At 67.3% G+C, this 23162-nt stretch carries 31 protein-coding genes; 13 read left to right on the top strand and 18 right to left on the bottom strand.

Features of this window, described 5'->3' with window-relative positions:
* Positions 1 to 7: 7 nt before the first annotated feature.
* The 7 genes from lgt to BS69_RS0108275 all read left to right on the top strand — a co-directional run bounded on the left by lgt (position 8) and on the right by BS69_RS0108275 (position 4776).
* The gene (lgt, locus tag BS69_RS0108245; RefSeq protein WP_029941480.1) at positions 8 to 895 is read left to right on the top strand and encodes a prolipoprotein diacylglyceryl transferase; all 888 of its coding nucleotides are present in this window, start codon (positions 8 to 10) and stop codon (positions 893 to 895) included.
* Positions 896 to 960: 65 nt separating this feature from the next.
* Positions 961 to 1872 carry a class I SAM-dependent methyltransferase gene (locus BS69_RS0108250; protein ID WP_245605127.1) on the top strand — a complete coding sequence of 304 codons (912 nt, stop codon included), beginning with the start codon at positions 961 to 963 and terminating at the stop codon, positions 1870 to 1872.
* Positions 1869 to 2372 carry a GNAT family N-acetyltransferase gene (locus BS69_RS0108255; protein WP_029941481.1) on the top strand — a complete coding sequence of 168 codons (504 nt, stop codon included), beginning with the start codon at positions 1869 to 1871 and terminating at the stop codon, positions 2370 to 2372. The genes BS69_RS0108250 and BS69_RS0108255 overlap by 4 nt, the downstream gene beginning before the upstream one ends.
* Positions 2369 to 3130 (top strand): peptidoglycan editing factor PgeF, encoded by a 762-nt coding sequence (pgeF, locus tag BS69_RS0108260; RefSeq protein WP_029941482.1) that lies wholly within the window; start codon positions 2369 to 2371, stop codon positions 3128 to 3130. The genes BS69_RS0108255 and pgeF overlap by 4 nt, the downstream gene beginning before the upstream one ends.
* 34 nt (positions 3131 to 3164) lie before the next feature.
* Positions 3165 to 3428 (top strand): hypothetical protein, encoded by a 264-nt coding sequence (locus tag BS69_RS0108265; protein WP_029941483.1) that lies wholly within the window; start codon positions 3165 to 3167, stop codon positions 3426 to 3428.
* A 68-nt stretch (positions 3429 to 3496) separates the two neighbouring features.
* Complete coding sequence (locus BS69_RS0108270; protein ID WP_029941484.1) at positions 3497 to 3757, top strand: DUF2171 domain-containing protein; 261 nt, start codon at positions 3497 to 3499, stop codon at positions 3755 to 3757.
* A gap of 197 nt (positions 3758 to 3954) precedes the next feature.
* Positions 3955 to 4776 (top strand): hypothetical protein, encoded by an 822-nt coding sequence (locus BS69_RS0108275; protein WP_029941485.1) that lies wholly within the window; start codon positions 3955 to 3957, stop codon positions 4774 to 4776.
* On the opposite strand, the gene BS69_RS0108280 is transcribed toward BS69_RS0108275, so the two are convergent.
* The 5 genes from BS69_RS0108280 to BS69_RS0108300 form a co-directional block, all read right to left on the bottom strand.
* A complete protein-coding gene (locus BS69_RS0108280) occupies positions 4773 to 4970 on the bottom strand; it encodes a hypothetical protein (RefSeq protein ID WP_029941486.1) in 198 nt (65 codons plus the stop codon). The genes BS69_RS0108275 and BS69_RS0108280 overlap by 4 nt on opposite strands.
* An 81-nt stretch (positions 4971 to 5051) precedes the next feature.
* Positions 5052 to 5318 (bottom strand): excalibur calcium-binding domain-containing protein, encoded by a 267-nt coding sequence (locus tag BS69_RS0108285; RefSeq protein ID WP_029941487.1) that lies wholly within the window; start codon positions 5316 to 5318, stop codon positions 5052 to 5054.
* Positions 5319 to 5371: 53 nt separating this feature from the next.
* Positions 5372 to 5599, bottom strand: a complete 228-nt coding sequence (locus BS69_RS0108290; protein WP_029941488.1) for a hypothetical protein — start codon at positions 5597 to 5599, stop codon at positions 5372 to 5374.
* Positions 5596 to 5745: a hypothetical protein gene (locus tag BS69_RS14435; protein WP_169738077.1), complete on the bottom strand. Its 150-nt coding sequence runs from the start codon at positions 5743 to 5745 to the stop codon at positions 5596 to 5598. Before BS69_RS14435 ends, BS69_RS0108290 begins: the two co-directional genes overlap by 4 nt.
* Positions 5746 to 5874: 129 nt before the next feature.
* The gene (locus BS69_RS0108300) at positions 5875 to 6447 is read right to left on the bottom strand and encodes a DUF1993 family protein (RefSeq protein WP_029941489.1); all 573 of its coding nucleotides are present in this window, start codon (positions 6445 to 6447) and stop codon (positions 5875 to 5877) included.
* A 272-nt stretch (positions 6448 to 6719) separates the two neighbouring features.
* Here BS69_RS0108300 and BS69_RS0108305 point away from each other — a divergent pair, with 272 nt between their 5' ends.
* A complete protein-coding gene (locus tag BS69_RS0108305) occupies positions 6720 to 7301 on the top strand; it encodes a hypothetical protein (RefSeq protein WP_029941490.1) in 582 nt (193 codons plus the stop codon).
* Here the strand turns inward: BS69_RS0108305 and BS69_RS14280 are convergent.
* The 8 genes from BS69_RS14280 to BS69_RS0108345 all read right to left on the bottom strand — a co-directional run bounded on the left by BS69_RS14280 (position 7296) and on the right by BS69_RS0108345 (position 12550).
* On the bottom strand, positions 7296 to 7808 hold the full coding sequence (locus tag BS69_RS14280; protein WP_156956975.1) for a hypothetical protein: 513 nt from the start codon (positions 7806 to 7808) through the stop codon (positions 7296 to 7298). The two genes, BS69_RS0108305 and BS69_RS14280, sit on opposite strands and share 6 nt — an antisense overlap.
* A 5-nt stretch (positions 7809 to 7813) precedes the next feature.
* On the bottom strand, positions 7814 to 8866 hold the full coding sequence (locus BS69_RS0108310; RefSeq protein WP_029941491.1) for a ribonucleotide-diphosphate reductase subunit beta: 1053 nt from the start codon (positions 8864 to 8866) through the stop codon (positions 7814 to 7816).
* A 4-nt stretch (positions 8867 to 8870) separates the two neighbouring features.
* Positions 8871 to 8999 carry a hypothetical protein gene (locus BS69_RS14650; protein WP_281169702.1) on the bottom strand — a complete coding sequence of 43 codons (129 nt, stop codon included), beginning with the start codon at positions 8997 to 8999 and terminating at the stop codon, positions 8871 to 8873.
* On the bottom strand, positions 8996 to 9376 hold the full coding sequence (locus BS69_RS0108320; protein ID WP_029941492.1) for a PepSY domain-containing protein: 381 nt from the start codon (positions 9374 to 9376) through the stop codon (positions 8996 to 8998). Before BS69_RS0108320 ends, BS69_RS14650 begins: the two co-directional genes overlap by 4 nt.
* 78 nt (positions 9377 to 9454) lie before the next feature.
* Positions 9455 to 9811: a hypothetical protein gene (locus BS69_RS0108325; RefSeq protein WP_029941493.1), complete on the bottom strand. Its 357-nt coding sequence runs from the start codon at positions 9809 to 9811 to the stop codon at positions 9455 to 9457.
* On the bottom strand, positions 9811 to 10038 hold the full coding sequence (locus BS69_RS0108330) for a hypothetical protein (protein WP_029941494.1): 228 nt from the start codon (positions 10036 to 10038) through the stop codon (positions 9811 to 9813). Before BS69_RS0108330 ends, BS69_RS0108325 begins: the two co-directional genes overlap by 1 nt.
* Complete coding sequence (locus BS69_RS13280; RefSeq protein WP_051676644.1) at positions 10035 to 10475, bottom strand: hypothetical protein; 441 nt, start codon at positions 10473 to 10475, stop codon at positions 10035 to 10037. The genes BS69_RS0108330 and BS69_RS13280 overlap by 4 nt, the downstream gene beginning before the upstream one ends.
* A gap of 194 nt (positions 10476 to 10669) precedes the next feature.
* Positions 10670 to 12550, bottom strand: a complete 1881-nt coding sequence (locus BS69_RS0108345; protein ID WP_029941495.1) for a ribonucleoside-diphosphate reductase subunit alpha — start codon at positions 12548 to 12550, stop codon at positions 10670 to 10672.
* Between the two features lie 423 nt (positions 12551 to 12973).
* Here BS69_RS0108345 and BS69_RS0108350 point away from each other — a divergent pair, with 423 nt between their 5' ends.
* On the top strand, positions 12974 to 13753 hold the full coding sequence (locus tag BS69_RS0108350) for a hypothetical protein (RefSeq protein WP_029941496.1): 780 nt from the start codon (positions 12974 to 12976) through the stop codon (positions 13751 to 13753).
* Here BS69_RS0108350 and BS69_RS0108355 read toward each other — a convergent pair.
* Entirely contained in the window at positions 13737 to 14930 is a 1194-nt protein-coding gene (locus tag BS69_RS0108355) for a serine hydrolase domain-containing protein (protein ID WP_051676645.1), read from the bottom strand. The genes BS69_RS0108350 and BS69_RS0108355 overlap by 17 nt on opposite strands.
* Before the next feature lie 232 nt (positions 14931 to 15162).
* On the opposite strand from BS69_RS0108355, the gene BS69_RS0108360 reads away from it, so the two are divergent.
* Entirely contained in the window at positions 15163 to 16233 is a 1071-nt protein-coding gene (locus BS69_RS0108360; protein ID WP_084184395.1) for a TerC family protein, read from the top strand.
* A 64-nt stretch (positions 16234 to 16297) separates the two neighbouring features.
* Here the strand turns inward: BS69_RS0108360 and BS69_RS0108365 are convergent, their stop codons facing one another.
* On the bottom strand, positions 16298 to 16801 hold the full coding sequence (locus tag BS69_RS0108365; protein ID WP_029941499.1) for a DUF3617 domain-containing protein: 504 nt from the start codon (positions 16799 to 16801) through the stop codon (positions 16298 to 16300).
* A gap of 159 nt (positions 16802 to 16960) precedes the next feature.
* On the opposite strand from BS69_RS0108365, the gene BS69_RS0108370 reads away from it, so the two are divergent.
* Positions 16961 to 18733 (top strand): histidine kinase famiy protein, encoded by a 1773-nt coding sequence (locus BS69_RS0108370; RefSeq protein WP_245605128.1) that lies wholly within the window; start codon positions 16961 to 16963, stop codon positions 18731 to 18733.
* On the opposite strand, the gene BS69_RS0108375 is transcribed toward BS69_RS0108370, so the two are convergent.
* The 3 genes from BS69_RS0108375 to BS69_RS0108385 are packed head-to-tail and all read right to left on the bottom strand — an operon-like array spanning position 18730 to position 21626.
* Complete coding sequence (locus BS69_RS0108375) at positions 18730 to 19005, bottom strand: HNH endonuclease family protein (RefSeq protein ID WP_029941501.1); 276 nt, start codon at positions 19003 to 19005, stop codon at positions 18730 to 18732. The two genes, BS69_RS0108370 and BS69_RS0108375, sit on opposite strands and share 4 nt — an antisense overlap.
* A 13-nt stretch (positions 19006 to 19018) precedes the next feature.
* Positions 19019 to 20206 carry a hypothetical protein gene (locus tag BS69_RS0108380; RefSeq protein ID WP_029941502.1) on the bottom strand — a complete coding sequence of 396 codons (1188 nt, stop codon included), beginning with the start codon at positions 20204 to 20206 and terminating at the stop codon, positions 19019 to 19021.
* 4 nt (positions 20207 to 20210) lie between these two features.
* Complete coding sequence (locus BS69_RS0108385; RefSeq protein ID WP_029941503.1) at positions 20211 to 21626, bottom strand: MBOAT family O-acyltransferase; 1416 nt, start codon at positions 21624 to 21626, stop codon at positions 20211 to 20213.
* 136 nt (positions 21627 to 21762) lie between these two features.
* Between BS69_RS0108385 and BS69_RS0108390 the strand changes: the two genes are divergently transcribed.
* Both BS69_RS0108390 and BS69_RS0108395 read left to right on the top strand, forming a co-directional pair.
* Entirely contained in the window at positions 21763 to 22632 is an 870-nt protein-coding gene (locus BS69_RS0108390) for an alpha/beta hydrolase (protein WP_037504443.1), read from the top strand.
* Between the two features lie 47 nt (positions 22633 to 22679).
* Positions 22680 to 23156, top strand: a complete 477-nt coding sequence (locus BS69_RS0108395; RefSeq protein ID WP_029941505.1) for a RidA family protein — start codon at positions 22680 to 22682, stop codon at positions 23154 to 23156.
* Positions 23157 to 23162 lie beyond the last annotated feature (6 nt).

The raw sequence follows: 23162 nt of genomic DNA on the forward strand, positions 1-23162 counted from the left end.
GACCGTAATGAGTAATGCGAGCAATACCGGCATCGACTTCACCTCGCTCGGTCTCGATCCGGTCGCGCTCAGCATCCCGCTCGGCAGCTTCCACTTCGACCTGCGCTGGTACAGCCTCGCCTACCTCGCCGGCATCTTCCTCGGTTACTGGTACCTGCTGCGGCTGATCCGCCAGCCCGGCGCGCCCCTTGCCCGGCGCCATGCCGACGACCTCGTCTTCTACGCCTCGCTGGGCGTGATCCTCGGCGGCCGCTTGGGCTATGTCCTCTTCTACAATCTGGAATTCTACGCCCAGCACCCGATTGCGATTCTGAAGCTGTGGGACGGCGGTATGAGTTTCCACGGCGGCGTCATCGGCACCAGCCTCGGGATCATCTATCTCAGCTGGAAGGAGAAGCTGAACTGGCTGCGGGTGCACGACTATGTCGCCTGCGTGGTCCCGATCGGCCTCTTCACCGGCCGCCTCGCCAACTTCGTCAACGGCGAATTGTGGGGCGCGCCGACCACCGTCCCCTGGGCGGTGCGCTTCCCCGAAGTGATCGCGGGCGTCACCGTGCTCGGCCCGCCGCGCCATCCGAGCCAGCTCTACGAAGCCGCGCTGGAAGGTCTTGCCCTGTTCGCGATCCTCGCCGTCATGTTCTGGAAGACCCGCGCGCGCTATCAGCCGGGTCTGCTCGTCGGCACCTTCCTCTTCTTCTACGGCCTGTTCCGCTTCGGGGTGGAGTTCATCCGCGAGCCCGATCCCCAGCGAATGGGCATCGTCGAGGCCACCGGGCTCCACCTCGGCCAGTGGCTATGCGTGCCGATGATCCTCGGCGGCCTGTTCCTGATGCTGACCGCCAAGGGCCGACGCCAGCGGATCGAGCCGACCGCCGGGGTGGAGAGCGTCGCCTGACTCCGTTCGAGCGGGCCCTGCGTGAACGCCTGCGATCCGACGGGCCGATCACCGTCGAGGCCTATATGGCCGCCTGCAACGATTATTATTACGCGACCCGCGATCCGCTCGGCAGCGCGGGCGACTTCACCACCGCGCCCGAAATCAGCCAGATGTTCGGCGAGGTGGTCGGCGCGGCGCTGACCGACGTCTGGCGCCGCGCCGGAAGCCCGGCCCACGCCGCTTATGTCGAGCTCGGTCCGGGCCGCGGAACGCTCGCCGCCGATGCGCTTCGGGTGATGCGCTCGGCCGGGCTCGACCCCGACATCTTCCTGGTCGAGACCAGTCCGACCCTGCGCGAGGTCCAGGCCGCCGCGCTCAATGGCACCATTACCCATGTCGATATGATCGACGCCTTGCCGGGCGATCGGCCGCTGCTGGTGGTGGCGAACGAGTTCCTCGACGCGCTGCCGATCCGCCAGCATGTCGATGGCGCCGAGCGGCACGTCACGCTGACCCCGGCGGGCCTCGCCTTCGACCGCGACGGCACGATTCTCGAGACCTCACCCGCCCGCGACGAGGCGGTCGAGGCCTTGAGCGAAGGGCTGGTCGCGGTCGGCGGGGTCGCCCTCGTCATCGACTATGGCCATGCTAGGACCGCGCCGGGCGACACGCTGCAGGCGGTCCGCGAACATCGCTTCGCGCCGGTGCTCGCCGATCCCGGCGAAGCCGATCTCACCAGCCATGTCGACTTCGAGCGGGTGGCCGACATCGCGCGCGAGGCCGGGGCCTTCGTCGCCGGCCCGGTCGAGCAAGGCCCCTGGCTCGAGCGGCTCGGGATCCAGGCCCGCGCCCGGGTGCTCGCCAATGCCTCGCCCGAGCGCGCCGGCGACATCGAGGCCGCCCGCGCGCGGCTGTGCCGGCCCGACGCCATGGGCAGCCTGTTCAAGGTGCTTGCCATCCACTCGCCCGAATGGCCAAGCCCGGCGGGCCTATGATCATCCGCCCCGCCACCGCCGCCGACCTTCCCGCGATCGACCACGTCTTCCGGACGAGCTTCTGCGCCACCTTCGCGCATCTCTACGATCCGGCCGATCTCGACAGCTTCCTCGCCGGCCTGACCCCCGAGGCCTGGGCCGCCGAATTTGCCGACCCGGCTTACGCCTTCGAGGTCGGTGAGGTGGAGGGTGAGGTTGTCGGCTACGCCAAGCTCGGTCCCAACAAGCTTCCCCATGTCGCGGGCGGGGACGTGATCGAACTGAAGCAATTCTACCTTCTCAAATCGGCCCACGGCAGCGGTCTCGCGGGGCGGCTGATGGAGTGGGTGATGGCTGAGGCGCGGCAGCGCGGCGCGGGCCGCATCGCGCTCTCGGTCTTTTCCGAAAACTGGCGGGCTCAGGCCTTCTACAAGCGTTACGGCTTCGTCGACCGCGGGCCGGTGACCTTCATGGTCGGCAATCATCCCGACGAGGACCAGGTGTGGGAGTTGGTGCTGTGAGCGCGTCCGCCTGGACCAGCGCCGTCCTTCCCGTCCCCCACGGCTTCCTCGGTCGCCGCGGCGGGGTCAGCGAGGGCGCGATGGCGAGCCTCAATTGCGGCTGGGGCAGCGGCGACGACCTCGCCCTGATCGTCGAGAACCGCCGCCGCGCAGCCGACGCGGTGCTCCCCGGCGCGCGGATCGTCTCGCCCTACCAGGTCCATGGGGCGGTCGTGCTCGAGGCGGGGGACTGGGCCGACGACGCGCGGCCCGAGGCCGACGCCCTCGTCACCGACCGGCCGGGCATCCTGCTCGGAATCCTCACCGCCGACTGCGCCCCGGTCCTCTTCGCCGATCGGGAAGCCGGGATCGTCGGCGCGGCCCATGCCGGGTGGCGCGGGGCGCTCGCCGGCGTGACCGACGCCACGATCGACGCGATGGAGCGCCTCGGCGCCGAGCGGAGCCGGATCGCCGCCGCGATCGGTCCGACCATCGCGCGGGCGAGCTACGAGGTCGATCCCGCCTTCCCCGAGCCCTTCCTCGCCGCCGATCCCGCGGCCGAGCGCTTCTTCGCCGAGGGACCGGCGGGCCGCCCTCATTTCGACCTTCCCGCCTATCTACTCGACCGACTGGCGAGGGCCGGGCTGCGGCGGGTGGAGGCGCTGGGGCTCGACACCTATGCGCGCGAGGAGGACTTCTATTCCTTCCGCCGATCGACGCACCGGAACGAGCCGAGCTACGGGCGGCAGCTGAGCCTGATCGGCCTGCCCCCGCGCTAACCCTCCGGTAAGGCTCGGCCCCTATCCTCAGGGCATGGCGCGCCCACTACCCTCGGCCAAGAAGGCGGTCGACCTCGCTGGAGGCTCGCGGCCGGTCGGCTCGCGGATCCGCCGCGATCCCCCGCCGCCGCCACCCAAGAAGGTCTCCCCGAGCGAGCTTCGCGAGAAGGAAGCCTGGCTGATCGGGACCGGAATCACGGTCGTCGGGCTCGCCATTGCGGTCATCATCGTGGCCCTCTCGCAATGGGCCGGATGGAGCCCGAGCCAGTACCGGATCGAGATCGTCGACCACCGCTGACCGCCATGGACCCGGACCCGGCAATGAGCGTTGAGGGGCCGGAACAACCAGCGGAAGGAAGCGACCCCATGGCCGACCTCAGCCAGATCAACGAACATATGGAAGTCATCGGCGCCGACGGCGTGCACCTCGGCACCGTCGACAAGGTCGAGGGCGAGCGGATCAAGCTCACCAAGGCCGACAGCGGCATGACCCACGGCGACCACCACCACTATATCCCGGGCGGCCTGGTCGCCGGCATCGAGGGCGACAAGGTCCGCCTCAGCGCCAATGCCGATGTCGCCGCCGGCCTGTTCGAGCAGGAAGAATCGGGCGAGCCGATCGGCTGAGTCTGTCGACCAGACATGGTCTGAGACCTTCGGTCTCTTGGGGCGGGGCATCGGCGACGGTGCTCCGCCCTTCTTTTTGCTGGCAAGGGTCGACGGCGCCCCCGCCCGGCCGGGACCACCAGCCCTGTGACGTCGTCTTGGGGCGGCGGCCGCATCCATGCTATGGCGGCCGGGCAACGGACAGGGGGAGCGTCCCGATGCCTTATCCTCGCGCGGCTTATGCCGTCCTCGCCTGCATCGCGGTGATCGTGGTGGGGTTCTGGGCAAGCTACCTGTCGGTCTATGCCAGCGTGCCCTGGCAATTCCACGCGCACGGAGTGGCGGCGAGCCTGTGGGTGCTGATGGTGCTGGCGCAGAGCATCACGCCCCACGCTCGGATGATGGGCCTCCACCGCGCGACCGGCAAGGCAAGCCTCCTCCTCTTCCCCTTCCTGATCGGCGGACTGTTCGCGATCATCGATTATACGGGCAAGAATTTCGTCGCCGGGGACGGTCCGGTGCGACAGATGTTCGGCGGGGAATTTCTCATCGGCCTCGCCATCGCCGCGCTCGCCTATCTCGTCCTCTATCACGAGGCGCTGCGCCACCGGGCACGCGTCTGGGACCATGCCGGCTACATGCTGGCGACGCCGCTCATCCTGTTCGAAAGCCCGCTCAGCCGGATCTTCGCGGCGTGGGTGCCGGGGCTGGTGGTGACCGGGCCCGACAGCTTCGACCGGATCATCTCGTCGATCGTCTGGGCGATGGCGGTCGAGCTCGCGATCGTCGCCTATTTGTGGTGGCGGGTCAGCACGCGGCGGGCGCGACCGTTCTTGGTCGCGGGCCTGTTCATCGTCGCGCAGATGCTGGCCATGGGGCTGATGCACCATGTCGGCTGGCTCGAGCGGACACTCGTCTGGATCGGCGGCGTGCCGAGCGCGGCGGTGGTGCTGAGCGGCATGGCGCTGGGCGCGGGCGCGGCGTGGAGCGGCTGGGTCGCGGGACGGCGGCCGGCGCGGCGGACCGCCTTCGCCGCCTAGGTCGCGGGGGGCTCGGGCAGCCTGATCTGGATCGGCCGATCCTCGAGCGGCCGGTCCTCGAGCGCCGCGCGGCGTGCGTCAAAATCGTCGGCCAGTTCCTGCAGCGCCGCGGCGGCGCGCCCGTCCGAATTGTCGCGCGCGAGGCGGCGGCACTTGTCGGCTTGACGCTTCAGGAAGTCGGCATCCTCGCTCATCGTGGGCCCTTAGAGCGAGCCAATGTCGAGAAGGCAACATAGGTTAATGGTGGACTTAAGGCCCGATTGTGCCGCCTTGGATCAGCGGCGGACCGGCTCGCAGGCGAGGCCGTCGTTGTCGCCGTCCATCCACGGACGATAGCCGGGCTCCCCGCGGCGCAAGGGCGCGCGGCCGAGGCGGCGGACCTCGTTGCAGCCCGAATAGGTGACGCTCTTCTCGCGCTGGGAGAGCGAACGGGCCTGCTCGGCGCGGGACGGCTCGTCCCACGGCCGGCTGTCCTGCGCGGCATGGGCGATGCCGGCGAGCGTCGGCAGGAAGACGAGCGCGGGAATGACGAGGTTGCGCATGGGGGCGAGCCTAGGCCCGCCCTGGTTACCAATGTCTTTCCCTGCGCCCTCCCCTAGCGCGTGCCCGAATAGGCCGGGCGGAACGGCAGCCGCCGCGCGGTGTCGGCGATCAGGCTGGACTTCAGCTTGCGCATCATCAGCACGGCGCCGGCGCTGCTCATGGTGACGAGGCGGGTGCCGCCCTCGGGCAGTTTCTCGAGCGCGGAGATGCCGACGTCGGCGGCGGCGCATTTGGCGATGACGTCCTGCTCGGGCAGGCTGGTGAAGACGACCCGGCTCATGCGGCCACCGCCAGACGCGCGGCGGCGATGCGCGCGGCATAGGCGCGGGCAAGGCCGAGATGGGCGTCGCGCGAGGGCGTGCAGGTCGCCTGGTGGGCGAGGGTCAGCGAGACGCCGCGACGATGGTAGAGGTAATTGAGGTCCATAGACTGGCTCCCGTGTGATCAAGCGGGAGCGCGTTCGGTCTCTCAGCCGCACGGGCTTGGATAGCCGTTCCGTACGATGGCCATGGCTTAGCACGGGTGGGCCTGAACGCCTAATGACGGCGGGTCGAGTTAGGCCCCCGCCATGGTCCCGGGGCGGAGATAGGCGAACATGTGGGGGACGTAGTCGGGCTTGCCGAGCGGCACGCCGGCGCTGCGCAGGAGCGCGTAAGCCATGTCGGTGTGGAAGGAGACCTGCGGCAGCGCCCAGTCGCGGGCGAAGGTGAAGCCGGTCATGTCGAACACCATGCCCATCGGCAGCGCGTGGGCGAGCGGGCGGTCGGCGGCGGCGTCGAGCGCGGCGTCACCGAGGTCATCGAGAGAGGCGAGCGCGGAATCGATGATCGCGCGGAGGTCGGCGAGGCTGCCCGTCTCCTCCTGCCGGATGGCGGCGTGGGTGCGCAGGTCGACGGTCGCGGCGGGAGTGTCCTCCCCGCGCAGACGGTGGACGGTCTCCTGCACCAGGAAAGCGGCGATGCGGACCTGGCTGTGCAGCGGAAACATGTCGACCGCGAGCCGGACGCCGAGCAGCTCGGCTTCGCTCATCCCCTGCGCGGCGGCATGGGCTTCGCCCTTGTCGAGCCAGGCGCGAAGCGCGGTGAGCTGGTGGCGGAAGGTGGGGATAAGGAGGGTGGTGAGGGTCATGGGGGCGACTTCTGCGCGTGCAGGACTTCGAAAGGAAGGGGCTTCACACAAAGGGGCGAAGGCACGAACATGTGAGTCCATGAGGTCAACGCCTGATCCGACACCCTTGAAGGGCCGCCGCCTGAAAGGCCTCGACGAGTTCAGGACGCCGGACTTCGTTGGAAGAATGGATCGCATGGCGCGGCGAAAGCGGTGGCGTTGGCGGTTCGCCCTCGTGCTCGCTGCGTGCCTCGGTGCGGCGCTGGGTTGGCTCATTATCTGAGGGGTCCAGGATGCCACGCAGCTGGAGCGTTTCGGCTCTCACCGACCTAGGCCGGGTCCGGCTGAGCAAGTCCTTCTTCATGCGCGACATGCTGCATAGCGAGATCGCGCAGGTGCATGGCCTGTTGAACGCGCCCGACGATCCCGATCTGGCCATCGCAGCCGGCACGAAGCTTTGCGAGGAGTTGCTTGAGCCTTTGCAGGAACGATGGGGACGGCTGGCCATCCGTTCAGCCTATCGCAGCCGCGCCGTGAACGAGCTTGGCTGGCGCCTGCAGAAGGAAGGCAAGAAGGGGTACAATTGCGCGTCAAACGAGCAGAACGCCGCCCATCACATCTGGGACATGCGCGACGAGGATGAATGCATGGGCGCGACGGCCTGCGTGGTGGTTCCGGCCTTCTGGGACGCGCATCATGCGCAGGGCGACTGGCAGATTTTGGCCCGGTGGATCGACGACAACCTACCGTATTCGAGCCTGTATTTCTTTCCGACCCTTTGGGCGGTTAACGTCAGCTGGCACGAGCGCCCCCTACGCCGTGTGGACAGCTATGCGGAGCCTAGAGGGCGATGGTCGCCGGAAAAGCAATCATGATACGCTCGTGGTAGGCACTTCATTTCCACCCTGCCTTGCTACACTCACATCAATTCGCGTGTGAATGTAACCGTCCTCCTTTCTGAAGGCCAAGAAGAAGACAGCCATGCCCATTAACACAAGGACTGTCGCCAGAAGGTCATGATTAAGTTGGCTGAGCGTGGAGCGAAAAAGAAGGGCAGACAGGAATACTACACCAGCTGTTAGGAAAGTGTGGTAGAGACCTGCATTCGCGACTATTGTCTCAAGCTTCTTGTCCTCCCTCTCGCTTGTGACAAAAGATCGATAATCCTTCGGCTTGAGAAGTCGAAGTTTTCTCATCAGTGGGTCCAGCACGATTGAGCCGAGCCTGTTGACGGTCACTCCAATCACAAAAGCAACGAGGACGAACGCACCGATGTCTTCGGGCTTCGGTGAGGGGATGCCTGTTGCATGGAATGCGTACGTAAGGGCGGCCCCCGGTACGAGGTTCGCCACAAGATTGTACGCATCCAGCTTGTCAAACAAGTGACCTACTCCGCCGCCACCGTCGCCGCGTCGAACAACCCGCCTTCAGCCTCGGCCTCCGGCGCATCGTTCGCGACCTTGGCCTTCTGCCGGCGGTCGAAATTGTCCCACACCTCGTTCCAGTTCCCGCGGGTGGCCGCCTTGGAATATTCCGTCGCGCGCTGCTCGAAGAAGTTGGCGTGTTCCACCCCGTTCAGGAGCGGGGCGAGCCAGGGGAGCGGGTGCTCGTCGACCATGTAGATGGGCGCGAAGCCCAGCTGCCCGAGGCGCCAGTCGGCGATGTAGCGGACATACTTCTTGATCGACTTGGCGGTCATGCCCTCGACCGGGCCCTGCTCGAAGGCGAGGTCGATGAAGGCGTCCTCGAGCCGCACCGTCTTCTGGCACTGGTCGATGATCGCGTCCTTGACGTCGGCGGTGAGGCAGTCGCGCTCCTTCACGAAGGTGTGGAAGAGCTTGATGATGCCCTCGCAGTGCAGCGATTCGTCGCGGACCGACCAGCTGACGATCTGCCCCATGCCCTTCATCTTGTTGAAGCGCGGGAAGTTCATCAGCATCGCGAAGCTGGCGAACAGCTGCAGCCCCTCGGTGAAGGCGCCGAACATGGCGAGCGTCTTGGCGATGTCGGCGTCGGTCTCGACCCCGAAGGTCGAGAGATAGTCGTGCTTGTCCTTCATCTCCTTGTACTGGAGGAAGGCGCTATACTCACTCTCGGGCATGCCGATCGTGTCCAAGAGGTGCGAGTAAGCGGCGATGTGCACCGTCTCCATGTTGGAGAAGGCGGTCAGCATCATCTTGATCTCGGTCGGCTTGAACACCGAGCCGTATTTGTCGTGGTAGCAGTCCTGCACCTCGACATCGGCCTGGGTGAAGAAGCGGAAGATCTGGGTGAGGAGGTTGCGCTCGTGCGGGGAGAGCTTCTGCGCCCAGTCGCGGCAATCCTCGCCCAGCGGCACTTCCTCGGGCATCCAGTGGATCTGCTGCTGGCGCTTCCAGAACTCGAACGCCCAGGGATATTCGAAGGGCTTGTAGGCCTTGTTGGCTTGGAGAAGGGGCATGGGCTCAGTCCTTGGGCGTTGAAGCGGTGGTGGAGGCGGCGTCGCGGCGGCGGCGGGTGAAGACGACGAGGGTGTAGAGGCCCGCGAAGAGCGCGATCAGCGCCGACAATGTGACGATCGTTGCTTGGGTCACCAGAACATCCTCCGACTGGGGTTGGACTGCTTGGACGCGCGGGCCCGGAACATCTGGATATACATCCAAAGCCCTGAAAAGGCGAAGAAAAGCAGCGCGAAGCCGCTGAGAATCGAGAGCGCGACACCGACCGGCCCGAACTCCTCGCCCGAGTGGAGGTGGTGGAGGAGGCCGACGTTCCAGCCGCCCGGCTGGGGCTTGGGCCGGCAGTTCATCGTCTCGGGACAGACGAAGCCGGCGGGAATGGCGGGCGGCGGCGCCGCGGCCTGGCGGCTCTCGTTCACGAGGGAACCGACCTGGCTGAGAATGCCGGTGGTCGCGATGAACAGGATCAGGATCCCGAAGAAAACCGAGAGCCAGCGGTGCCACTTACGCATGCGAACATCCTTTGTTGCGAATCGTTCGCAGGTCGTGGCGTTGTTGCGAAGCATTCGCAAGAGGTGAGTGGCGGCGGGTCATGCGACGAGGTCCACGCCGACGGCCACGAGCGCGAGAAGCCCGAGGAAGACGAGGGTCGCCGTAAGAAAGCTCCGATTGCGCTTCTTCTGGAGATCGTCCTCGACTTCCGGGACGTCTTCCTTGCGGCTGTTGATGAGCGTCATGCCGACGAGCGCGGCAAGTGTCCCATATTGCACGGGGATGTCGCGGGCATGGAGGGCCTCGAGCCGGACGAGCAGATGCCAGAGGAGGATCCCGACCGCCGCGATCTCGCCGCCGACGCCGATCCACTGCACCCAATTGAAGGGGCGCTTCGGCCGGGTCTTCGCGGTGACGAATAGCGGGTCGTAGTTGGTGGTCTGGCGATAGCCCATTACGCGGCCTCGTTCCGGAACTCAGGATAGGGTTTGGTGGTGGCGTAGGCGATGGCGAAGCCCGCGAGGACCAGGCCGAAGGCGAGGATCATCATGCCGGCGATGAGCTGGGCGGTCGACTTGCGGCTTTCCCCGACGCGGCCGCGCAGCGCGGCGACGAGCAGGATGAGGCCGATCAGCGCCGCGAGGCCGCCGACGATCAGGAACAGGAGGTTCGCGCCGCTCACGGCCGCCCCCCAAAGGCGCCAGTCACGAACAAGAATAAGCCTCCGAACAGCAGCGGAAACAGGAGGCCGAGCGTCCACAGGGCGCCCGACCCCAGCCAGTAGAGCCGCTCTCCGCCCTCGGCCGAGCGCCCCTCAAGAAAGGCGAAGACGACGAAGATCGTGGCGGGAACTAGGGTCAGGATGCCGAGCGGCGCGGCCTTGAGCGCGCTCCGGCTTCCCTGGCCGAGCGTGCGCCACAAGACCCCGACCGCCCCGAGGCAGAGGATCAGGCACAGGCCCGCGAACGCGAGGAGCGGAGCACCGGCGCCCTCGGACGCCTGCCAGGCGAGCAGCGGCGCGGGCAGCGCGAGCGCCAGGCCCGCCAGGAGAACGAGGGAAACGATCGCGCTGAAGGCGCGCTGCCCCAACGTCGCCGGCCTGACCACGGCGCCGCTCACTGGCCGCTCCCGCGCTGCTTGCGCCCAACCCACGCGCCGAAGGCGATGACGCCGACGGCGAGGAGGAAGAAGAGGACGGGGTTGGCAAGCATGGGTTTCGTCGATTTCCTCAGCGTCGTCCCTGCGAAGGCAGGGACCTCAGGCGATCGCGCGCGGGCCGCCCGGGATCCCCGCCTGCGCGGGGACGACCGCTTTTACTGGCAGGCGAGGCACTCGTCGTAATTGGTGACCTCGACTTGGATTTCGCGCAGCTCGGGGGTGTTGTCGGCCTCGACCCCGCCGGCGAAGCCCGCGCGCTGCACGGACTTGGAGCGGAGATAGTAGAGCGACTTGATGCCGAGCTCCCAGGCGCGGAAGTGGAGCATCATCAGGTCCCACTTGTCGACGTCGGCCGGGATGAACAGGTTCAGCGAGGTGGCCTGGTCGATATAGGGCGTGCGATCGGCGGCGAGCTCGATCAGCCAGCGCTGGTCGATCTCGAAGCTGGTCTTGAAGGTGTCCTTTTCCTCCTGGGTGAGGAAGTCGAGGTGCTGGACGCTGCCGCCCTGCTCGAGGATCGAGTTCCACACCTGCTCGGAGTTCTTGCTCTTCTCGATCAGCAGCTTCTCGAGATACGGATTGCGGATCGAGAAGCTGCCCGACAGCGTCTTGTGGGTGTAGACGTTGGCCGGGATCGGCTCGATGCAGGCCGAGGTGCCGCCGCAGATGATCGAGATCGACGCGGTCGGCGCGATCGCCATCTTGCAGGAGAAGCGCTCCATCACGCCCATGTCGGCGGCGTCGGGGCAAGGCCCGCGCTCGTGCGCGAGCATCATCGAGGCCTCGTCGACTTGCCCCTTGATGTGCTTGAAGATGCGCAGGTTCCAGCTCTTGGCCATGGCCCCCTCGAAGGGGAGGCCGCGGGCCTGGAGGAAGCTGTGGAAGCCCATCACGCCAAGGCCGACCGACCGCTCGCGCTCGGCGCTGTACTTGGCGCGCGCCATCTCGTCGGGCGCGCGTTCGATATAGTCGGTGAGCACATTGTCGAGGAAGCGCATGACGTCCTCGATGAAGCGCTTGTCGCCGTTCCACTCGTCCCAGGTTTCGAGGTTGAGCGAGGAGAGGCAGCAGACCGCGGTCCGGTCGGCGCCGAGGTGGTCCTTGCCGGTCGGCAGGGTGATCTCGGAGCAGAGGTTCGAGGTCGAAACCTTCAAACCAAGGTCGCGGTGGTGCTTGGGCATCGACCGGTTCACCTGGTCGATGAAGATGATGTAGGGTTCGCCCGTCGCGAGGCGGGTCTCGACCAGCTTCTGGAACAGCGAGCGGGCGTCGACCTTGCCGCGCTCGGACTGGTCCTTGGGGCTGCGGAGGGTGAATTCGGCACCCTCGCGGACGGCCTCCATGAACTCGTCGGTGACGAGCACGCCGTGGTGGAGATTGAGCGCCTTGCGGTTGAAGTCGCCGCTGGGCTTCCGGATTTCGAGGAACTCCTCGATCTCGGGATGCGAGATGTCGAGATAGCAGGCGGCCGAACCACGGCGGAGCGAACCCTGCGAAATGGCGAGGGTCAGGCTGTCCATCACCCGGACGAAGGGGATGATGCCGCTGGTCTTGCCGTTGAGGCCGACCGGCTCACCGATGCCGCGGACATTGCCCCAGTAGGTGCCGATGCCGCCGCCCTTGGAGGCGAGCCAGACATTCTCGTTCCAGGTGTTGACGATGCCGTCGAGGCTGTCGCTGACCGAATTCAAGTAGCAGCTGATCGGCAGGCCGCGGCCGGTACCGCCGTTCGACAGGACCGGAGTCGCGGGCATGAACCACAGGCGGCTGATATAGTCGTAGACGCGCTGCGCATGCTCGGCATCGTCGGCGTAAGCGGCGGCGACGCGGGCGAACAAATCCTGATAGCTTTCGCCGGGCAGGAGGTAGCGGTCGTTCAGCGTTTCCTTGCCGAAATCGGTGAGGAGCGCGTCGCGGCTCGAATCAGTGACCACCGCGAAACGGCGTTCATCGACCGTCTTGCTGTCCTTCTTCGCGCGTCCGCCGGTTGCGGTGACGTCGGCCGTGCCGACCTCGCTGCCACTCGAGAAGTCCATGCCTGCTTCCTCCTGGCGACCCTCGAGTCGCACCTTTGTTCCCGATCCGTTCACGGTGCCGGAGTACGCCCAACGCCCGCGATTCGCTAGGGCCAAGAAGCCGGGAAATGCGCTGTCCCCGCTATCCACAGGGACGCGTCTCTCCCTCGCTGGAGATATAGTTATCCCCAGCGCCAACCACAAGCTTGTGCGTTGGTGCCCCTGAGCCGCTACAACATCTTGTGCTTTCAGACCGGTTCGGGCGCAAGCGGGAAAATGATGGTTAACGCAATATTGCGGTGGATAATGTGTTTTCCGCGCCGCACTTCGAGGGGCCCGCCCCTCTGCCGCACAAGCGCCATTCTCGGGATGCAAGCGCCGTTCACATTGCGCGGCCCAGGGGCGCGCCGGGCAGCGGCTCGAAGACGGGAAGGACGGACGGGGTTGAGCGAAGCGGCGATCGGCCGGAAGCGGGGCGCCGACGCGCTGCGGGTGACCCCGCGGCGGCGGCTGACGGGGCTTGTCGCGGCGCTGCTGTTCGAGGCGCTGGTGGTGCTCGCGCTGCTGACGCTCGGCACCCGCCGGACGGTGCCGATGGCCGAGGACCGGCCGCTCTCCACCTTCGACGTGACCGAGCCGGAAGCCGAGCCGACCGATGTCCAGAAGCCCGAGCCGGCCAGGCAGGCGAAGAAGGAGACCAGCACCACGCCGCCGCTGCCGACCCCGGTGGCGGTGACCCCGCCCCCGCCGGCCACGGTCAAGGTGCCCGAGCCGGTGGTGAAGCTCCCCTCGCCGGTGGTCACCCTTCCCGCCGACCAGATGGCGAGCGCCGACCTGCGCAACTTCCCGCCGGCCAAGCCGCGCGGACCGGCCGGGCCTCCGGCACCCCGGGGCGAAGCCGACAGCGAAGTGGTCGGGCGCGCCCCCAATGGCGAGCGCCTGTACGCCGCCGCCTGGCTTCGCGAGCCCTATGACAGCGAGCTGCGCGGCTATCTTTCGACCGCGGACCCGGGCTGGGCGCTGATCGCCTGCAAGACCGTGCCCGACTACAAGGTCGACGATTGCGTCGCGCTCGACGAATGGCCCAACGGGTCGCGGCTGGCGCGGGCGGTGCTGGCCGCCGCCTGGCAGTTCAAGGTCAAGCCGCCGCGGGTGGGCGGGAGCTACAAGGTCGGCGAGTGGGTGCGGATCCGGATCGACTACGGGATCAAGGGGCGCGGCTGAGCAAGGCGGCGGTTTCGCGGAAGGCGGCTTCCTCGGCGGCCTTGAATTCGGAGCGGCCGCCCGGCGGATCGGCGTCGAGGCCGGTCACGACATAAGCGATCCCGACCTTGGCGACAGGGTCGATCCACAGCCCCGAGCGCAGGCCATAGGCTTCGCCAGCATGGCCGATCCAGCGGCCGCGGTCGCCGACGGGATCGTCGCGGCAGCCGGGGTGCGGGGTGGCGAGCGATTGGGTGGCAAGGCCGAAGGCGCAGTAGAAGCCCCGTTCGGTCTCGCCGTTGGTCCCGTCATATTGCCAGCGATTGGCGAGCAGGGTGCGGACGCTGGCGGGCGAAAGCAGGCGGACGCCGTCGAGCTCGCCCTCGTTCAGGAGCAGGCGGCCGATCCGGGCGAGGCCGCGGACCGAGATGCGCAGGCCCCCCTGCGGCGCGAACAAGGCGCCATTGTCGCCCGGCTTCCATGTGGTGAGGTTGCACGGGTCGCCGTCGCGGGTGAAGACCGGACAGGCGGGGCGGACGCCGTGGAGGTCGTCGCGGACGGACTTGCCGCCCTGGGTGAGGACGATGGCGCGGGCGATCGCGGGGTCCGAGCAGGTCGCCCAATTGTAGCAGGCGTCGATCGAAAGGGGCTCGAGCACTTCGCGGCGCATCCAGCGGTCGAACCGCTCCCCCGTCGCGCGCTCGATCGCCGAGGCGATGACGGGAAAATTCATATTGGCATAAGTGAAATAGGTGCCGGGGGCATGGGCCGGATCCCAGCTTCCCGGGCGGTCGAGCGCGGCGCGAACCGTGGCTCCGAGCGGAACGATATACTGGTCGTCATGGTCGCGCACCGAGCCGGTGTGGCTGAGCAGCATGGCGAGGGTGACCGGGCGGTCGGGGAAGGCCGGGTTGCGAAGCGGCCAGCCGAGCAGCGGCGAGAGATCGCTGTCGAGGCCGAGCCTGCCCTGGTCGACCAGCTTCATCACCCCGATGGCGACGACGAGCTTGCTGACCGAGGCGACGCGGACCGGATCGTCGAGCGTGGCGGCGCGGCCCATCGCGGGATCGGCGGGCCCACGCGCAAATCCCTGCCCTTCGGCCGCGGCGGTGAAGGCGAGGCCCGCGACCACGCCCGGCCGGGGCGCGGTGGCGCAGGCGGCGAGCGCCAGGAACAGCGGGAGCAGGAGGAAGCGCATGGTGCGAACCTGCGCTCAATGTCCGTTTCGGGGCAAGCGAGTTGAACTTTTCGGCGCGTCATGAGATATGGTCTCCGCGGACCGGGCCCCTCTGGCGCGTCCTCCAGGCCTTTGGCCGAGGCGCGTGATGTCGGACCGCATCGGAATTTCCGATGTGAGCAGGCCCGGCATCCCGGCACCCTTCCCCATGCGGAAATTCCGATCGGCATCATAGGCTGACGGGAGCAGTATCATGGAATTTCTCTTCGCCGACTGGCTCGGGACCCCTTTGTGGTTCTGGCTGTCCTTCGTCGGCATCGTCGCGGGCCTCACCGCCTTCGACCTCGGCTTCCTCCACAAGGAGGACAAGGAAATGGGGATCGGCGAGAGCCTCAAGCTCTCCGCCTTCTACATCTCGATCGCGCTGGCGTTCGGCGTGTGGGTCTATTTCCAGAAGACCGCGGCCTTCGGCGAGACCGAGGGCATGGCGCTGACGGTCAGCTACTACACCGCCTTCTTCATCGAAAAGGCGCTGTCGATCGACAACGTCTTCGTGATCAGCCTGATCTTCACCTATTTCGCGATTCCCGCGAAATACCAGTATCGCGCTTTGCTGTGGGGGATCATCGCGGTGATCCTGCTGCGCGGGCTGATGATCGGCCTCGGCGCGGCGGTGGTCCAGCAGTACGAATGGGTGCTCTACATCTTCGCGGCGTTCCTGGTCTTCACCGGCATCAAGATGCTGTTCGCCGGCGACAAGCCGATGGACATCGAGCACAATCCGGTGGTGCGGTTCATCTCGCGCCACATGCGGGTGACCAAGGACCTGCACGACCAGCATTTCTTCGTGAAGATCGCCGACAGTAAGACCGGCAAGCTGGTGTGGGCGGCGACGCCCTTGTTCCTGGCGCTGGTGGTGATCAACCTCGCCGACCTCGTGTTCGCGGTCGACAGCGTGCCGGCGGTGTTCGCGATCACCACCGACACCTTCATCGTCTACACCTCGAACATCATGGCGATCCTCGGCCTGCGCGCGCTCTACTTCGCGCTGGCCGCGATGGTGCACCGCTTCCACTATCTGAAGTATGCGCTGGCGCTGGTGCTGGTGTTCATCGGCGCGAAGATCTTCATCGCCGACTTCGTGCTGGGGACGAAGTTCCCGCCGCTGCTCAGCCTCGGGGTCACCGCGGGCCTGATCGCGGGCGGGGTCTTCTACTCGCTGTGGAAGACCAAGGGCGCGGAAGAGCCGCAGTGGCCCATGCCCGAGGCGCCGGGCGCGGCCGCTCGCCATGTCGACGAACTGACCGGCGGCAAGACCCTTTAAGGCCTCGCAGGCCTGACGAAGGAGGCCCGGCCGGCGCAATCCGGCCGGGCCTTTCTTTCTCGGGTCAGGCCTTGGGCACCGCCGCGGCGGTGCACTGGTCGGCGGTCTTCTTCGCGACGATGTCCTGGACCATCTTGTAGTCACCCGAGCCGGTGAAGACGCTATTGGCGGTGACCGTCCCGGTGAAGCCCTCGGCGGTATAGGCGCCGTCGAGCATGGCGAGGACCTGTCCCTGCCCCTTGCGACGGCAATCGAGCGTGACGTTCATCCGCCCGTTGCGGGTGTAGGGATCCTTGACCTGGCAGACGTCGCCCTTGGCGGCGAGCAGCTCGGGCGCGGGTGCGCCGTCGCTCCCGACGCAGCCGACCGTCTTGGTCACCTCGCCGACCTTGGCGAAGGTCGGCAGCGGGCTCTTGTCGGTCGAGACCAGCGACTTGACCGTCGCGGTCACCTCATAGGTGCCAGCGACCGGCTTGGCCGGGACCGCGGCCTCCTGCTTGGCCGCGGGCGCCTCGCCGCACCCGGCAAGCGCAATTGTCCCGAGCGCCACAATGAAACTCTTGTGCATGTCTTCCCCCTCACGAAACGCGTGTCGGCGGAACTTAGCCGGACCGAAAGCACTTGCAATCCATTGAGCGGGAACCTTTTTGCATCGCGACGCTTTTGACGCGCGTATACGGGGCTCGTGCACCCGGCGCACGCTGTCGCCTTGGAGTTTGTTTCGACCGTGGATGAAGAGATCAGGAAATCGCCGTCCGACCCCGATCAGGCGACGGACCTCGAGGGCGGCGGCCAGAGTCGCGGGCGTCCGGCCGACGGCGTGCTCGACGGCGACAATGGCAGCAGCACCTTCGGCTCCAGCCCCGGGATGAATCACTGGCGCGAAAGCGTCATCAGCCGGCCCGGCCTCGAGGATCGCGGCAACGTCTTCTTCGCCGCGATCGAGATGACGCGGATGCCGATGATCCTCACCGATCCCAATTTGCCCGACAATCCGATCGCCTTCGCCAACAAGGCTTTTCTCGACCTCACCGGCTACGAGGAAAGCGAGGTCCTGGGACGCAACTGCCGCTTCCTGCAGGGCGCCAATACCGACCGCGAAACCGTCGCCGCGCTGCGCGACGCGGTGAACAGCGGCGGCTCGATCGCCTGCGAGATCCTCAACTACAAGCGCGACGGCACGCCCTTCTGGAACGCGGTCTTCATCGGCCCGGTGTTCGACGAGAGCGGCAAGCTCGCCTATCAGTTCGCCAGCCAGCTCGACGTCACCCGTCGCCGCAACAGCGAGCAGTCGTTCCGCCAGGCGCAGAAGATGGAGTCGATCGGCCAGCTCACCGCCGGCCTCGCGCACGACTTCAACAACCTGCTGCAGGTGGTGAACGGCAATCTCGAGCTGCTCGAGAATTGCGTCGATGGCGACCGCGCCCAGCGTTACATCGGCAATGCCCGCTCGGCGGCCGAGCGCGGGGCCAAGCTGACCCGCCAGCTGCTGGCCTTCGCGCGCAAGACCCGGCTCAGCCCCAAGCCGACCGACCTCAGCGCGCTGGTCACCAACTTCATCGACGTGATCGAGAGTTCGCTCGGAAGCCAGGTCCATCTCCAGCTCAACCTTCGCCGGCGGTTGCCGCGGGTGATGGTCGATCCCGAGCAGCTCGAGATGGCGCTGCTCAACATCCTGATGAACGCGCGCGACGCGATGCCGAGCGGCGGGGTGGTGACGATCGCCACCCGCGCGATCCACCTCAATGGCGATGCGCCGATGCGCCAGCTACCCGAGGGCGATTATGTCGCGATCGAGGTGTCGGACGAAGGCACCGGCATGAGCGACGACGTGATCGAGCGCGCGACCGAGCCCTTCTTCACGACCAAGAGCCAGGGCAAGGGCACCGGGCTCGGCCTCGCCATGGCCTCGGGCTTCGTCCAGCAGTCGCGCGGCCGGCTCGAGATCGAGAGCGAGATCGGGAAGGGCGCGATGCTGCGGATGCTGTTCCCGGTCGCGCACGACCAGGAGGACGAGGTCAGCGCGCGGCCGCCCGAACGGCAGTTCGCGATCGTCGAGAATCGCGGCCACCCGATCGAGCATCTGCTGGTGGTCGAGGATAGTATCGAGGTGCTCGAACTGGCGATCGAGATCCTCGAGGCAGCGGGCTACCGGGTGACGACCGCCGACAGCGGCGAGGCGGCGCTGCGCCTGTTCGAGAAGACCGAACCCGGGACCTTCGACCTCCTCTTCACCGACCTCGTCATGCCCGGCGGGATCAACGGGCTGATGCTGGCCGACGAAGTGCGCAAGCGCGATCCCAAGATCGGCATCCTGCTGACCACCGGCTACAACGAAGAACTGGTGATCGCCGGCCCCGATCGGCCGCACAAGGACGTGCTGGGCAAGCCCTATCGCCGGTCCGAACTGCTCGACCGCGTACGCCAGGCCTTGAACCAGCGCGCGGACATCGGCGAGACGCGGCGGACCCCGTCCGATTACGGGGCCGTCGAGGCCTAGGGCCGGCGCCGCCGGGTCGGCGCATGGAAATCGGGGTCCTTGGTCCGGACCCAGTCGAGGAATCGGGCGAGTTCGGGATGGGCGGCAAGCTTTGGCCGGTCGTCGCCGATCCGCGCGAGCTCCTTGTTGCCGAAGGTCGCATGAAGCGCGCGGTGGCAGATGGGGTGGACCGGCCGCGTGTCGCGCCCGCCGCGACTTCTCGGCACCGGATGGTGGCGTTCGGCCCGGGCTCCGAGCGGGCGGTCGCACAGCCAGCAGCGATCTTCGTCCATCAGGCCCACAACGTCAATTGGGGCGAAGCGGTGCCCCCGCGAGCTGCCCCTTGCAATTGGCGGTCGAAAGCGGTGGCGGCGCGTCGGCGCGCAGCCGCACCCGATCGTTCAGCGTGACCAGCCGGCGGACATAGGCGTCGGTGAAGACCGTTGCGCAGGTCCGGCTGAGATGGCTGTATTCGGGAATGTCGAGGCCTTGCGCGGCCGGGAGGTCGTCGGCGTGGATGCCCTTGGCGGGGACCTGCGCGAGCAGCGCCTCCCACGCTTTCGCCTTGGGCAGGCGCTTTTCCTCGTTGACCCGGAGCGGCGGGGCCGAGGGCGGGCGGATGAAGATCACTTCGCCGCCGCGGGCGCGGATGCCGGTGACCGCGGTGCGGCTTCGCGCGATCACCTCGGCAATGCCTTGGGGCGTTCCCGGATCGCCCTTGAAATAACCCCAGGCGAGCCGCGCCTGGGTCTGGAGATAGCCGGGCTTCTCGATCTCGCCCCACATGAAGCGCTGGCGGCCAGGGAAGCTCTCGTCGACCTTCCAGACGTCGTCATAGGGGCTGTCGACGCCCTTCCTCCAGCCATGGTCGACGCGCGACAGCAGGCGGCTGAGGCGCATATCCTCGTCGAGGAAGGCGAAGAGCTGCTGGAGCCAGCGATCGAGGGTGAGGCCGGTGACCTGGCTCGGTTCGCGGTTGCGTTCATAGCCGTCGATCCACGGCGCGCCGACCCCGGCCCCCGCCTTGACCGGGCGAAAGTAGCTGGTGTCGGCCATGCCGACAAGGAGCAGGCCGCGGTAGGCGGGGTCGGCGGCGATGTTCTCGAGAAGGTTGCGGCCGTTGGTGCCGTGGATCGCGAGCTGCTTGGGGTAGACGCCCGTGAGGCGCTGGAAGTGCGCGAGGTCGGTGTCGAACAGGATCCGGCTGTCGCCGACGATGACGAGGTCGTCGGGTTTGACGCTGGCGCGCATTTCCGCCCATTTCTGCGGGCTGTCGCCGATGTCGGCGGTGCGCAGACCTGCCGATCGCGCCCAGATTTCCCAGCCGGCGACGCAGGCAACCATGACGATCAAGGCGGCGAGCGCGATTGCGCGCCACGGCCGGGTCGGGATGTCGCGGGTGGGGACGGGCTGGGCCTGGCCCGGGCGATCGCTGGCGGTGAGGCGAAGTCCCTTGGGCAGCGCGCCCTCGTGGATGGTGCCGACCGGCGGCAAGCCCTCAGAAGGCGAAATAGATGAAGGCATTGCCGCGCCCCTGTTCGATGATGACGAGGAAGGCCATGAGGCCGAGCAGCGGCGCCAGGACCCAGGCGGAGGTGCGCTGGATCACCGCTTCGAGCGTCGTGTCGCGCATCGCCCAGTGGCTAAGGAAGATGGCGGCGATGACGGTGAAGGCGGCGAGGAGGTCGAAGCCCGGCAGCAGCGGGACGCCGCCCGGGGCATGGCCGGCCATGCTGGCAAGAATCGTGCCCGCGCCCGCAAAGGTCTTGGCGCGGAAGAAGACCCAGGTGACGTTGATCGCCATGAAGGTGAGGATCGCGAGGCCGAACAGTTGCGCCTTAGTGGGGCGCCACCCGCCGAAGCGGCCCTTCAGCCAGCGCTCGACCGAGAGGTAGAGGCCGTGGAGGCCGCCCCAGACCACGAAGGTCCAGGCCGCGCCGTGCCATAGTCCGCCCAGCAGCATGGTCCCCATCAAGGCCATGTAGGTCCGCGCTGGGCCGTGCCGGTTGCCGCCCAGCGGAATGTAAAGATAGTCGCGCAGCCATGACGACAAGGTGATGTGCCATCGTCGCCAGAAGTCGGAGAAGCCGACCGCCGCATAGGGAAAGCGGAAATTGTCGGGCATGGCGAAACCCAACGCCAGCGCGATGCCGATCGCCGAGGTCGAATAGCCCGCGAAATCGCAGAAGATCTGCCCGGCGAAGGCGAGCACGCCCGCCCAGGCGTCGAGCGTCAGCGGGACCTTGGGACTGTCGAACACGCTTTCGGCGATGGGCGAGAGCAGGCCGTCGGCGATCACCACCTTCTGGAACAGGCCGATAGTGAGGAGGGTCAGCCCGAACAGGATCATGTTGGCGCTGGCGCGGCGCGGCTGCTCGAACTGCGGGACGAGCTCGGTCGGGCGCATGATCGGTCCCGCGACGAGATGCGGGAAGAAGGTCACGAACAGGGCGTAGTCGAGGAAGTGCTTCGCCGGCTGGGCGCGGCGGAGATAGACGTCGAGCGTGTAGGACAGGGTCGCGAAGGTGTAGAAGCTGATCCCGACGGGAAGGATGATGTCCCACTTGTGCGGCTGGTAGGCGATCCCCGCGGCGTTCACGGCGAGCGTGAAATTTTCGAGCAGGAAATTGCCGTATTTGAAGTAGCCGAGCATGCCGAGGTTCACGACCACCGAAATGATCATCCACGCGCGGCGGGTGGACTGGCGCTCGGACCGGACCATCCACTGCGCCGCCCACCAGTCCACAACGGTCGAGACCCACAGGAGGATGACAAAGGGCGGGTTCCAGGCGGCGTAGAAGAGGTAGCTCGCGACCAGCAGGTTGAGCTTCTTCTGGCGCCAGCTGAAGGGCAGGTTGTGGAGCGCCAAGACGATGGCGAAGAAGACGACGAACGTAAGCGAGTTGAAGATCATGCGGCGCCGGCCCCCCAGCCTAACGGTGCACGCAGACACGGGACGGCGTTCGTCCCGCCCGCAGCCGTATCAGAGTCGGGCCTTCGGGCAAATGGCGATGGCTTGCGGATAGCGGCACCGCTTGGGACAAGGGCCGATGATCCGAGCCCTTCTCCTTGCCGCGGCGCTGCTGTGCAGTGCCCCTGCCCTCGCCGCTCCCGCAAAATTCCCGCCCGCGGGGACGGCCATCCGCCTCGGCACTTCCTATCAGTTGCGATCGGCGGCGCTGGGTGAGATGCGGACGATCAACATCGTCCTGCCGGCGAGCTACGCCAAGGCGCCGGCCAAGCGCTATCCGGTGCTCTACCTGATTGACGGCGGGGTCGACCAGGACCTGCTGCACGTCGCGGGCGTGGTGCAACTGGGCGGGATCTGGGGCCGCTCGGCCGAGGCGATCGTGGTCGGGATCGAGACCAGGGACCGGCGCCGCGAGCTGGTCGGCCCGACCCGCGATCCCGCGCTGGTGAAGCGCTATCCGACCGCGGGCGACAGCGCCAAGTTCCGGGCGTTCCTGCGCGATACGGTCAAGCCGTTCGTCGAGCGGCGGTACCGCACGAATGGTCGCTCGGCGCTGCTGGGCGAGTCGCTGGCGGGGCTTTTCGCGGTCGAGACCTATCTCGCCGAGCCTGCCTTGTTCGACGCTTATGGCGCGATCGATCCGAGCCTGTGGTGGGACAAAGAGGCCCTGTCGCTGACGGCGGCGGCCAGGCTTGGGGAAGGCCAGCAGGGGCGCCCCTTGTTCCTCGCCTTCGCCAAGGAGCAGAGCGAGGAACCCGCGGCGATGGCGCGGCTGGTCGCGGGGCTGACGGCGAAGGCCCTGCCCTTCTGCCTCGCGCCCCGGCCGCAGCTGACCCACGCCACCATCTACCAGCAGGAGACGCCCGAGGCGCTCCAGTATCTCCTGCCGCCAGCCGAGCCCGCCCCGCCCGAGTTCGGCTTCACCCTGGCCTGCGCGGCGGGGATGTAGCGGACCGACAAACGTGATACGCCTGCGGGTGACAGGGGGAGGTCACCATGCGGCAGCTGGCTGTGTTGGGGTGCGTCGCGGCAATGCTCGGGGGAGCGGCCAGCGCCGCGCCGACCCGGATCGGCACGCCCGAGGCGCCGATCGCCGGCTCGGTCTCCGTCCCGCCGGGCTCGCGCATCGTCTATGTCAGCGGGACCGTTCCCGACATCCTCGATGAGAAGGCGCCGGTAGGCGCGCCCGGGCGCTACGGCGATACCGAGGCGCAGACCCGCTCGATCCTCGCCAAGATCGACAAGGCACTCGCTGCGCAAGGTCTGGGAATGGGCGATGTCGTCATGATGCGCGTCTTCCTGGTCGCGCCGCCGGGCCAGCCGAAGATGGATTTCGCAGGCATGATGAAGGCCTATCGCGAACGCTTCGGGACCGCCGCGCAGCCCAACAAGCCCGCGCGCACCACCGTCCAGATCGCGGGGCTCTACGACCCCGATTTCCTCGTCGAGATCGAGGTCACCGCCGCCAGATAGGAGCTT

It is taken from the genome of Sphingomonas astaxanthinifaciens DSM 22298 (assembly GCF_000711715.1).
In the GTDB taxonomy this organism is placed as follows: Bacteria; Pseudomonadota; Alphaproteobacteria; order Sphingomonadales; family Sphingomonadaceae; genus Sphingomicrobium; species Sphingomicrobium astaxanthinifaciens_A.